The 11886-nt window shown below is 34.3% G+C and carries 13 protein-coding genes and 1 pseudogene; 5 read left to right on the forward strand and 9 right to left on the reverse strand.

Translation table 11 applies throughout. The annotated features are described in order from the left end of the window. Positions 1-26 precede the first annotated feature (26 nt). The gene (locus ONI09_RS02055; protein WP_265014263.1) at positions 27-1493 is read right to left on the reverse strand and encodes a proton-conducting transporter transmembrane domain-containing protein; all 1467 of its coding nucleotides are present in this window, start codon (positions 1491-1493) and stop codon (positions 27-29) included. Positions 1494-1557: 64 nt separating this feature from the next. Between ONI09_RS02055 and ONI09_RS02060 the strand changes: the two genes are divergently transcribed. The 3 genes from ONI09_RS02060 (at position 1558) to virB9 (ending at position 3301) form a co-directional block, all read left to right on the forward strand. Next, positions 1558-1872, forward strand: a complete 315-nt coding sequence (locus tag ONI09_RS02060) for an NADH-ubiquinone oxidoreductase subunit NDUFA12 family protein (RefSeq protein ID WP_253309564.1) — start codon at positions 1558-1560, stop codon at positions 1870-1872. A gap of 2 nt (positions 1873-1874) precedes the next feature. Next, on the forward strand, positions 1875-2330 hold the full coding sequence (gene mlaD, locus ONI09_RS02065) for an outer membrane lipid asymmetry maintenance protein MlaD (RefSeq protein ID WP_265014264.1): 456 nt from the start codon (positions 1875-1877) through the stop codon (positions 2328-2330). 185 nt (positions 2331-2515) lie between these two features. Further along, positions 2516-3301, forward strand: a complete 786-nt coding sequence (gene virB9, locus ONI09_RS02070) for a P-type conjugative transfer protein VirB9 (protein ID WP_265014265.1) — start codon at positions 2516-2518, stop codon at positions 3299-3301. A 14-nt stretch (positions 3302-3315) separates the two neighbouring features. On the opposite strand, the gene ONI09_RS02075 is transcribed toward virB9, so the two are convergent. The 5 genes from ONI09_RS02075 to der form a co-directional block, all read right to left on the reverse strand. Continuing rightward, positions 3316-3912, reverse strand: coding sequence for a ribonuclease HII (locus ONI09_RS02075; protein ID WP_265014266.1), 597 nt, complete (start codon positions 3910-3912; stop codon positions 3316-3318). A 6-nt stretch (positions 3913-3918) separates the two neighbouring features. After that, a complete protein-coding gene (mraY, locus tag ONI09_RS02080; RefSeq protein ID WP_065094848.1) occupies positions 3919-4899 on the reverse strand; it encodes a phospho-N-acetylmuramoyl-pentapeptide-transferase in 981 nt (326 codons plus the stop codon). Positions 4900-5418: 519 nt separating this feature from the next. Then, a complete protein-coding gene (locus tag ONI09_RS02085; protein ID WP_265014267.1) occupies positions 5419-5961 on the reverse strand; it encodes a demethoxyubiquinone hydroxylase family protein in 543 nt (180 codons plus the stop codon). After that, complete coding sequence (locus tag ONI09_RS02090; RefSeq protein ID WP_015589379.1) at positions 5936-6457, reverse strand: disulfide bond formation protein B; 522 nt, start codon at positions 6455-6457, stop codon at positions 5936-5938. The genes ONI09_RS02085 and ONI09_RS02090 overlap by 26 nt, the downstream gene beginning before the upstream one ends. Then, positions 6454-7779 (reverse strand): ribosome biogenesis GTPase Der, encoded by a 1326-nt coding sequence (der, locus tag ONI09_RS02095; RefSeq protein WP_012673406.1) that lies wholly within the window; start codon positions 7777-7779, stop codon positions 6454-6456. Before der ends, ONI09_RS02090 begins: the two co-directional genes overlap by 4 nt. Positions 7780-7910: 131 nt before the next feature. Between der and ONI09_RS02100 the strand changes: the two genes are divergently transcribed. Beyond that, a complete protein-coding gene (locus ONI09_RS02100) occupies positions 7911-8120 on the forward strand; it encodes a hypothetical protein (RefSeq protein WP_265014268.1) in 210 nt (69 codons plus the stop codon). Between the two features lie 9 nt (positions 8121-8129). Here the strand turns inward: ONI09_RS02100 and ONI09_RS02105 are convergent. Then, positions 8130-9282 (reverse strand): annotated as a pseudogene (locus tag ONI09_RS02105) (transposase). A gap of 296 nt (positions 9283-9578) precedes the next feature. Continuing rightward, a complete protein-coding gene (locus tag ONI09_RS02110; RefSeq protein WP_010963040.1) occupies positions 9579-9971 on the reverse strand; it encodes a TraR/DksA family transcriptional regulator in 393 nt (130 codons plus the stop codon). Between the two features lie 106 nt (positions 9972-10077). Here ONI09_RS02110 and ONI09_RS02115 point away from each other — a divergent pair, with 106 nt between their 5' ends. Further along, complete coding sequence (locus ONI09_RS02115) at positions 10078-10725, forward strand: heme exporter protein CcmB (RefSeq protein WP_265014269.1); 648 nt, start codon at positions 10078-10080, stop codon at positions 10723-10725. A gap of 476 nt (positions 10726-11201) precedes the next feature. On the opposite strand, the gene trmB is transcribed toward ONI09_RS02115, so the two are convergent. Continuing rightward, complete coding sequence (gene trmB, locus ONI09_RS02120; protein ID WP_265014270.1) at positions 11202-11867, reverse strand: tRNA (guanosine(46)-N7)-methyltransferase TrmB; 666 nt, start codon at positions 11865-11867, stop codon at positions 11202-11204. Positions 11868-11886: the final 19 nt, after the last annotated feature.

Below are 11886 nucleotides of genomic sequence, written 5' to 3' on the forward strand. Positions count from 1 at the left end.
AGTAAAATATGAAACAAAGATAAAAATCAAAAAACCAACTTCTCAACTACTAACCGAATTGGAGTGCTATATATTCCAGTTACTACTGTTAAAGCTGCCATAAACAATAGACAGAAAAGCATAGGAAATGGCACATCGTTAATTTTGCCTAGTGTCATTCCAGCGCTTGATGCTGCACTATTTTCAAAATACATTTTTTCTACCATCTTCCACATATATATCAATGCAAGGAAAGAGCCAGCAGCAAATGTTACAAGGGAAATCCACGCATGAGATTCGATAATTGCTTTCATTATATACCACTTGCTTACAAATCCATTTGTTAAAGGCACACCGATTAATGCACAACTTAGTAGAGTGAACGCAAGTGCTGTATAAGGCATTGATTTCTTGAGTCCCGATAAATTCTCTATTTTTGTTGTATCAAATTTGTAAGAAATACATCCTGCAGCCATGAATAAAGATGTTTTTATTATGCTGTGGTTTACTATGTGAAGAATTGCTGCAAATACACCTGTTTTTGAGTTAAAACTCAGTGCTAAAATTATATAACCAATTTGGCTAATACTAGAGTGAGCAAACAGTCTTTTTATGTCTTTTGCAGTTATTGCAAATATCGACCCAAATACAATAGCGCAAAGTGCGAGGATAATTATCACATTGTCCAGTAGCGGCTTAAATAAGAAAAAATTTTGATGAAAAACAGTATAAAAGATTCTGATGAAAACATATATCATCACTTTAGTTACTGTGCCTGAAAAGAATATGCTAATGAAACTTGGCGCCTCACTATATGCATTAACCAGCCACCTGCTTAATGGAAACAGTGCCATTTTAATTGAGAGACCAACAAAAATGAACAATGTGCCAAGTTTTATGATGTTGTTATCGTATAATGGAACTATTCTTTCAGCCATGTCAGACATATTGAGTGTTCCAGTCATTGAATACAAGAGCCCGATGCCAAACAAGTAAAACGTTGCCCCTATAGTGCCACTAATTAGATATTCAAATGCTGCAACCAAGGCTTTTTTATCCCTTCCCATTGAAACTAATACATAAGAAGAAAGAGATGAAATTTCCAAGAAAACGTAAAGGTTAAATATGTCGTTTGTTACTAGAATCCCGAACAGTCCGCTTAAGCACAGTAGAAATAGAGAGTAAAAACCAGTGATTTTGTTTTTGCTAATTTCTTTTTCGTTAATATAAAAGCTATAAAGCACGCTAATCAGCGCTATAAAATTCACCAAAGTTAGAATCAAGGAGTTCAACACGTCGATTCTTAACTCTATGCCGTACGGGGGAGCCCAATCCCCAAGGTGATAAGTTATAATTTTGCCTTTATATGTTTTAATGAGTAGTATTGATGAAATGATAAGAGTGATTGTTGTTGCAATAAAAGAAATAAACCAAGATACCTTGTGTTTCTTGGCAAGAAAGCAAAACATTGATGCAATTATTGGGATAATAACTTGTAAAATTGGTAATTGCATTAAATTGTTGTTAATATATCGTTAAAGTATTAGTATATATAATACTTTTTGTTTTAATACCCTTATGTTATCTAAAATTTGTAATGCAATAAAACGCCTATTACGAAGAGAAGATAAATTTGTAGGAAGAGATGAAAATGGAAATTCTTACTATGAATCAAGTAAAGGAAAAAGGTGGGTTATGTATAGCAGTGTTTCTGAGCCTACAACAGTGTCTCCGGAATGGCATATATGGCTTCACTATACTGATAATGTAGTACCAGTTAATAATAAAAAAAGAAAAGTAAAACATACTCCTAATTTAACGGGTACAAAAGATGCATACTATCCAAACCAAAAAGTGAAAAATTACTATAAAAGCTGGAGTCCTGATAACTAAAGATGCGAAGGTCAAATATACTTGAAATAACCGCTGGATTATTTGTATTAATTTTTACTATTTTTCTGATTTTCTTTGCTATTGATAAGCTATCTTACATAAAGAAAAACTATAAGGATTGCTATAAAATATATGGTCTTTTTGCTAACGCTAACGGTATAGGAGTTGGTGATAGTGTCAAGATCTCTGGTGTAGATGTTGGAAGCATAACTGGTGTATCACTTGACAAAGCTACCTACGTAGCACGAATCGATATGTGTATAAGCAAAGACATAAAATTGCCAATTGATAGTTCAGCTCTGATCACTAGCAGTGGAGTTGTTGGCAGTAAATTTGTTAATATATCACCTGGATCAGATATTAAACTAATCTTGCATGGTGGTACAATAGAGTATACTCAAGCTGAAGCAAACATGGGTGGAATAATGGACAGAATTCTTGGTATGTTTACGAAGTGAAAATGGCAGGATTCCAAGTGTACCCGTTCAGGTGAAGCCTCCTGTAGTTCTAAAGTATTTAAGGAATTTGCCTTATTTCTTGCCTTTTCTACCGCTTGCTTTGGGGTTTATAGTATAGAAAGTGCCTTAACGGTTGCAGTGCATGTCTATTAATGATAAAATGAAGATTAATTCATTTTGATATTATGATTGGTTTACTGTTTGCCGTACTATTGTTCCTCTGTGGTAGTGATGCACTTGCAAAACAGGAGCCACGTTCAACAGCTGGAGATAATCACATAAAGGTAATAAATTATAACCCACAGGCTATACATAAGTATACGGGTTTTTATGGTTATCAGTCCAGTATATTGTTTGAACCAGGGGAGGTAATACAAAACCTTTCAATGGGTGATTCAACTGGTTGGCAACTCCTTCCTCAAGGTAACAGATTGTTTATTAAGCCTATAGATGATATTGCCGATACTAACGCAACTATAATTACCAATAAAAGAGTTTATTACTTTGAACTTCATGCTGAAGAAGCAACTGGACTAGATGATCCAAGATTAGCATATGAAGTAAGGTTTCTTTATCCACTATTTAGCAGTGATGAGATTTACACAACAAATAACGGTGATATCCTCGAACAAGCTAGTCATACCATTATTCCTGATATAAACGATATTGAAGTTGTAAAGAAGGGTTTAAATTTTAATTATTCCATCTCGCACGTTAAAGGCAGTCAGTCAATAATATCAATCAAGGTTTTTGATGATGGAAAATTTACATATCTACAATTCAATAAAATAAACTCTGATTTCCCGGCAGTTTTTATGGTTGATTCTGCAGGATATGAGTCTTTAGTAAATTTCCGTACAGTTGACAACTATCTGATAATCGAAAGGGTAAGTTCAGTGTTTACCTTAAGGAATGGATCGAGTACAGTTTGCCTATTTAATGAAAACATGCCTTTCAAAAAAGGTAAGTGATTACTATCTAAAGGCTATAATGCCCGAGATATGGGTGCAAAATTTTTTCTATGATGTTCTGTAATTCCATAAAGGCCAATAGCGTTAAGGTGCTCTTTTGTCCCATATCCTTTATTTTTATACCAATTATATTCAGGATGCTTATTGTGCAATTCTTGCATAAGCCGATCTCTCGTAACTTTTGCAACGATTGAAGCTGTTGCAATTGATGTACTCAAATTATCACCATTTACTATGGATTTCACTTGCCATTTCACTTCAGGTGGTTGATTACCATCAACTAGCACATAATCTAACTCTAGGTCCAAGTCTATCAACGCACGTTTCATTGAAAGTTTTGTTGCTTGCAAGATATTGTATGAATTTATCTCTTCTACGCTTGCCATTCCTATACCAAATTTTGCAACGGATATTATTTTTTCATATAGGACTTGCCTACATTGAGGAGTCAACTTTTTCGAGTCGTTGATTCCATCAATAATTGTATTTCTATCAATAAACACTACGGCTGCGGATATTACTGGACCAGCTAGCGGACCTCTTCCAACTTCATCCACTCCTGCTATCACTCCTGATAATTTATTTTCTAATGTAAAGTCTGGGTATTTCATAGGTTTTTATAATAAGAAAGTTATAGTAAAAACTGAACAGATAATAGAAATTATCCAAAATTTCATAACGATTGCATTTTCTGACCATCCCTTCTTCTCAAAGTGATGATGTATTGGTGCCATAAGAAAAACTCTTTTTCCTTCTCCATATTTAAACTTTGTATATTTAAAATATGATATCTGAATAATAACAGATAGAGTCTCTATTACAAAGATTATTCCAATAATGGCAAAAAGCATTTCTCTTTTAATTAGGACACTAGTTAACCCTAAAGCCGCACCTACCGACAAGCTACCAACATCACCCATAAATATTTTTGCTGGATGTGTGTTAAACCACAAGAAACTTAGAATAGCTCCTATAAATGCAATGCAGAATAAAGTAATATTCATATCTGCCTGAGTTATATATGCAATTAGCCCCAAAAAAGCAAAGGAAGTGATAACTTGAGTTGCAGCAAGGCCATCCAAACCATCTGTGAGATTCACAGCATTAGAAGAGCCGACAATTACAAACGCAGCAAACGGAACATATAGATAGCCAAAATCTATTATTACTCCTTTAAATAGGGACGTTTTTGTAAAACCTTCAGCAGAGTATAGCTTAAGTATAAACACACCAACCAGAGCAACAATAAACTGAATAAGTATTTTGGTTTTTGCACTTAAACCTCGATAGTGATTTGTCTTCAATTTTAAATAATCATCAATAAATCCAAGTAGAGCAAAAAATAGAGTTATCAATATCAGCAGCAAAATTTCTGGTGTTAACTGAGCCCAGAGTAAAATTGGTAATAAAGAAGAAATCAGTATTATTATTCCGCCCATAGGTGGTACATTCTTTTTTGTTATTAAATGACTTTCTGGTCCACATGATCTAATTGGTTGCCCATCTTTGCTTATTTTTTTTAGAAGCTTTATAAAATAGGGAAAAAGAATAAACCCAAAAACAAATGAGGTAAAAAATACTTTTGTAGCTAAGATCATCTGCTTACTTAAATTGACTAAGTGTCATACCACCTATAGCTAATAAAGTCAACTTCTGTCATCCTATAGCCTGACCCACAACTGTACGAACGTTGTAGTTTGGACCACCAGTGGGGTGTCATCCCAGTGCCCAGACACTGGTTCTATGCAACTTAATTAAAAACGTTTGTTTTAGTGTAAGACAATTACCTTTAGCTTATCAGCTCAGTTATAAGCAAAATTTCTGGATTCCAGACAGGAATGACACCATTTGCTGTGCAATTTACCTTCAAAAATGAATGTTCGTACAGTTGTGAACCTGTGGCAGGTATTACATAAGAGCATTTCCCTCTTCTAAATTAAAACGCACTTTTGCCTCCTTTGCAGTCTATACTTTAGATGTATTTAATTTACAAATACTAATTATTTATTAATAATGGTGATATGTAAATATAGTTATAAAATAATTGTTACACTTGAATTCCTTCCTGGTTTCTGTCGTTATCAGAACATTTAAAACACTTTAAGAAAGCTGCTTAGTTAAATTAACTTAGACAAGTAAATAGCAGTTTTGCAGCCTGTTTTTATGAATGATGATAAAATGTTGTAGCCAAATGCGCTTTCAGCATTGCGCTGAATTGCAATATCTTTGTGCTCTAACTCCTCGTCGCGAAATTTACTTATAGTTTCTCTTAATTCCCCATCTTCTAAATGTGAAACTTGCTCTTTGTAGTGCTCCCCGATAACTTCTTCAACTGCAGCAGTGCAAGCCATAGCAGCTTTTTTGCCCATAATGGCAGTTGCAACGCCAAGCGACACTCCTAAAACACGCCAAACAGGCAACAAAACAGTAGGACGAACTTTTTGCTCTTTGATTTTCTCATTAAAATAGTGAAAATGCTTTTTTTCCTGCTCTTCCATTTCAATTATTTCATTGATTATAGAAGATTTCTTAAGAATAAATTTTTGACCAGAATAAATGCAAATAGCTCCATATTCTCCAGCGTGATCTACTCTAATTGCCTGTTGCAAGAACTGATTGTTGCTGTACCTTAAATTATTTAGATTTCTTTCTTTCTCCACAATACACCTTACCTGATACGAACAGAGCTACTATGAGATAAATTAGATTCCATGTTGCTAAGGAAACACCTAGAACGTAATGAGGTCTGTCACAAGATGGAGAGTAATTAGGATTTAGTAGATTATTTCTGAGCTCTTCTATACTAACGTTACCACTTGCTTGCTCTGTACAACCTAAAACATCATGAAATAAGTGGAGTTCAAGACCTATATGATAAAAAGATATTACTGCACCTATGAGGTAGCTGCAAAACATTGCATAGATTAGAATTTTGTTGTCTTTAAGCATGCACGCTACTGCAAGTAATCCGGCGATATAGTAAACTATTCGCTCGTATGTACATAACTTGCATGGCAGCATGTTGAAAAAATATTCTAGCACATATGCAAAAATTAGAGCAGCGGCACTCGACAGCAGAAAGATTGCAGGAATTCTGGAATTATTACACATAACTTTAAGTAAATTATCCCTGAAAGTATAAAGCAGAGTATTCATTTTACATAGGGATTTTTATTTTTTTTCAAAAGCAATCTAACTGGCACACCGTCTGCAAAGAAATTTTTTCTGAGATCGTTAATTAAATAGCGTTTGTAACTTTCATCAACACTTTCAGGTATGTTACATATCAAAGAAAAAGCTGGAGGTTTAGTACCAATTTGAGCGATATACTTCATTTTAACTGCTTTGCCTTTTACAAGAGGGTGAGAATGTTTTCCTACAGCATCTATGAGCCACTTATTCAGTTTTGCAGTGCTGATCTTCTTGTTCAAGGATTCACTCACTTCAAGACACTTATCTATCACATCACCGCAGCGCATGCCTTTTAACGCAGAAATTGTTATAGTTGGCACTTCCAAGAATAACCTGGTTACTTCCTGTTGTTTGACAAATTTTATTAACCTGCTTCTGTCATCCTTACCTATTAAATCCCACTTATTTAAAACAACAATAATCCCTTTCCCTCCCTTAATTGCAGCTTCACCAATTGATAAATCCTGCTGCTCAATACCAACTAGGGAGTCTAGCATTAAAACTACCACATGAGAGCGCTTGATTGATTCCATGCTTTTCTCAACAAATCTTGATTCTAAGCCATCTACAACATTCGCCTTTCTGCGGATTCCGGCAGTGTCAATTAGAGTAATTAACTCTCCATCATGATCATATGTAATATCCACAGAATCACGTGTGGTACCTGGCTCTGAACTTGTTATTAGTCTGTTTTCTGCAAGTAAACCATTTAAAAAAGTTGATTTTCCAACATTCGGACGGCCGATGATCGCGATCCTCAGCCTACTCAGTTCATTGTTAGGTAACTCAGTGTTCTCGTTAAAATTTTCAATAACACCAGCTAATGCATCATAAAGATCAACCATGCCAAGATTATGCTCGGCAGAGATATACACCGGGCCAAGAAAATCAAAAAACTGCAAATAATCAACATTTTCGGATTTATGACTCTCGCATTTATTTGCTATCAGTATCACAGGTTTATTTATTTTTCTCTTCAGCCACTTTGCAAACTCTTTATTTCGCTCATTTTGCACTTTTGCGTCAACAAGAAAGAAAATTATGTTTGAACTGGATAAAGAAAACTCTATTTGCTCAATAACTTGCAGTGAAAAACTAGTTTGGTCGTTCCATCCTCCTGTATCTATAACTTTAAACTCCAAATCGCTAATTCTCCCCATTCCCTCTCGCCTATCCCTTGTCACTCCTGGAATGTTACTCACTACTGCTGCTTTTCTTCCTACTAATCTGTTGAATAGGGTCGATTTTCCAGCATTTGGTAGGCCTACTATGGCAATTTTTAGCATAATTCAAGGGCATGTTCTATATGAAGTAAATTATAACCGAAACTTTTCAATTTAACTATTGACTTCGTAGATTATATAAGCATACTACAGTTAGGATTTTTTTATTTCGTTATGTAGAATATGAGGTAGTTATGCTAGTGTCAGAGCAAATAGAGAGTGTAGATAGAGAAGAATTAAAGCAACAAAATCATATACATAAAGATACAGAGTGTTCGGAAGAGACGACAATATATGGGCATATTAATCAACATATGGAAAAAAACATCTCAAATACATTGCATGAAATATGTGATGCTCTTATGTCATATAACGAATCGGAACAGTCAATGACGTCAACTTAAGAATTTTCATTAGCAAACTCTCCTAAAGACATGATGGCGTTTAGGCTTATCTACTTTATTGCGGCTGTCCCGGTCGGATTTTAACTTTAGCACGTATACTTAAAAAGGGCTTGAAAGTTTTTTGGCGCAATAAGTACCTGATAGAGTTTCTGTCTCATTACACTAAATAAAACTGAAAAATTTAAACGATACTCAGTAATTTGATCTGGTTTCCAAGGCCCTTGTGCATCACATATATGAAGCGATAATATATTGCACATGAACAAGTTTGCCCAAAATTCTTGTAATACAGCCTCTCCAGAAAAATTCTCTAACTCTGCTCCTACTTTGAGTCGTTTATAGCACTCCTCTATGTGCCACCTTAACACATAAGCTTTGCTCCAAAGTCTCGGTCAAAAACTCTGTTTCTCAGTTGGCTAATGTCAGCACTATAACTCTTACTTTCTGTCCTTTTATTTTATTTTTTAGCTTTTCATTTTCTAATATAAAATCAAAATCTAATTCGCCAGCGTTCCCATAGCTTACTATAATTTCTTTTTTGCAAGCGAAAAATAAAATCTACTTCCAAATCATAATGCTGCTGAATGAATTTTACTGAAGACGATCATAGATAAATAATAATTTCTCTTGATTTAATAAACGCATTTGAGTGATAACTTCGGGTAATTGCTCTGCCGCCAAGGTTTGTTCACCTATATTCCAAGCTGCAAGACGAGCACTGCAAATCAATGAAGTACACAAATCAACAAACAAATTGCCAATGGTGCCTGTTGTTCCATTTGGTTTAAAGCGGCCAAACTCGGATACAATTTCCTCAGAGCTGGGTAATCTCATACCAGAACCATCTGCTGCAATAAGTCTATAGCCTCTCCAACTCAGGTTCATCCTGATAGGCTGTTTGGATGCTTAAATTCTTGAAAGCCTGTATGGCAAATCTTATACCTTGCTTTAGAAAAAGCTTGCTTTGAGGGTACATGTCAATGGCTCCATAAGTTCACATTCTATTCCCAAACTTTTTTTAACTAACTTTAAAATCATAGAAAATACTGTCGAAAAAGGAAGTTTTCTTGTTCGTGTAAAACTCAACACAATGGATTTTCTGAAAAGTTTTCGAGTATATTATATTTTTAATTTGTAGAATAAGGTTTTTTCCTTTTTGCATATTTCACCTAAAAAGGACACATTTTAGACTTCTTTGTTGAAATAAAACAGAAACAAAAGTGCTGTCCCTTGCACTCTTTGGATAATTTAATGATAAAAAATTTAGAGAGAAATTTTATACACAATCTCTGACATTTTTCCTTAAGTTGACGCCATTGCCTGAACGGATACAACTTAATTTTTAATCTGCAGGAGTCAAGTTGAGAATGTCCAATTTTCCACTTTCTTTATAGCATAACATACTTCAGCGCCTCTTGCTCCTCTTGAAGTCCAATGGGCTCACCACTTATGTGTAAATTAATCGTTAATGTTGTACACGTTCTTTTCTTTTTCTACTCTCTCTTGCTCTTCAATACAATATATAGCAAGCGGATTAGCTTTAAGTCTTTCGACTCCTATTTCTTCTCCTGTTCCATCGCAGTAACCATAAGTGCCTAATTTTATTTTTTCTAACGCCTCCTTAATTTTTTCTTTTCTATCTTTTCTACGCTTGATTAATTCCTCGTTTCCACTATCTTCATCAGAATAGTATGTATCAATACTATTATCTTCTAGTTCTTGTTTCTCTAACTCAGCGAGTATTGATTGTAACTTTAAGCTGAAGTATTCCAGTTGTTTTACGCTCATATATTCTTCATCTTCTGAAGGAGTGTAATCTTCTGGTGACTTTATTTTTGGTAACTTTTCCATAATTGCATTATCAAAAAAATAATAAAACCTATATAATTTATGAACAAAAAATTATACTACCTCAAAGTAAACACTATAATTTATAATAAACATTTAAAAGCCTAGTATGATCGACTCAGTAAAAAAATTAGTAATAGATGATAAGAGCTTTACCTATATGGTATGTATTTTTATCATAATGTTAAGTTTATCTTCATTTACACTTAAAAACAACAATAAACAAGAAGTTATGTTAACATTAACATGGATATGTGCTACATTTGTTTTGCAGATTTCTACAAATAATTTGTTTACATCTGATTATCATGATGGAATATTAGAGCAAATCTTTGTACAGCCACTCTCTTCTAGGCTTATAGTTGCTTATAAAATTTTCGCTCACTGGTTATTATTTGGGTTACCGATTTCAGTAATTTCTTCCATATTCAGCTTTGCAATTCTAGGCAATAGTATTGAATACTCAATAGCAGTTGGAGTGTCTTTATTATTTAATACGCTGATAATCATTAATATTTCAGCTACTGGAAATGCATTGATGATTGGTCGAAACAACTTAGCATCAGGAGTATCGCAAATTCTTGTTTTGCCAATGATAATGCCAACCTTTGTGTATTTTAAAATGCTAACTCAATTTGAAAATTTATCCTTGAATATTTATACACTACTAATCACCATCTTAGTTTTTGTTATTTTGATTGTTAACAGCACCATAACTACTCACATGGCACTAAAATTTGCTGTGGAACAGGATTGAAAAATCTTACTGTTATTCAGTAGACTTCTTGCATAACCTAGAAAAAAGGCAAATAGTTATTATAGATTTAGGTTTATCGACAATTTGAAAAACCTTCATTCCAGCATCCTTCCCTGTCATCCAAGTAGCCCTTCGTTGTCATCCCAGTGTCAAAAACTGGGATAACAGCTAACCTGACAACCTTCATCCCGCTACTTGCTAGCGGCTAAGAGATACCGTGACGGTATGAAGGTTCGCGGTGGCATGACGATAAGCCTCATCATCCCGCTACGTGTTAGCGCCGCGGCGGTATGACGATTCGCAGCGGCATGACGAGAAAGGGGCTACTTGGATGATACCTTTTTTCTACTTAGTTTGGGTTATGCAAGAAGTCTATTCCTTCATAAGGAGAAGTAGTTAAAGGAATTTACTCTATTTCTCCCTCTTTTTTTATTATTTTTAATCTATAGTTAACGTAAAAGAGATATGCAAAAACTCTATTGATCCATAGTCTGCAAATTATTAATAACACTTACTTTAAAGAACCTCACTTTACGCTGATCTTTGAGCGCTCTTCTGTGGTATTTTGTAAGAGTATAACTTGTGAAATCGTCTTCCCTATAGATTAAAGAGTTACACTGCTTTATATGTGATTCTATCCACTCTACATAGTCCTGACGATCGGTTGCAATGAATATTTCCCCTGTTATAAGTATTTTTTTTGCTAATAAATTTAAAAATTCCGTATTAATTAATCGTCTTTTATTGTGACTTCTTTTTGGCCATGGATCTGGAAAGAGAATAAAGAATCTTTCAACACTGTTATCAGGAAAATTTGCAATCAATTCTCTTGCATCTTCTGTCCACATTAAAATATTTTTTATGTTCTGTATTTCTATGTTTGTCAGCAAGCGAGAAACCCCCTTTAAGTAGGGCTCACATCCTATAAATAATAGATCAGGTTCATTGAGCACCCGGTAAAGCATATTTTCACCGTTGCCAAAGCCTATTTCTACCCATATTCTTTTTTGTGAATTTACAATTTTCTCTATAGATTCCTTGCTGTTTTGAATAGAATATTTTTCCAATATTTCATCAACATCAGGTTTTAGCCTGGACCTTCTGGAGAACGATCTAATCCACTTGCTATTCTTAAATAGCATATTCTTGATACATATATAA

It is taken from the genome of Wolbachia endosymbiont of Drosophila pseudotakahashii (assembly GCF_026015925.1).
Taxonomy (GTDB): domain Bacteria; phylum Pseudomonadota; class Alphaproteobacteria; order Rickettsiales; family Anaplasmataceae; genus Wolbachia; species Wolbachia pipientis.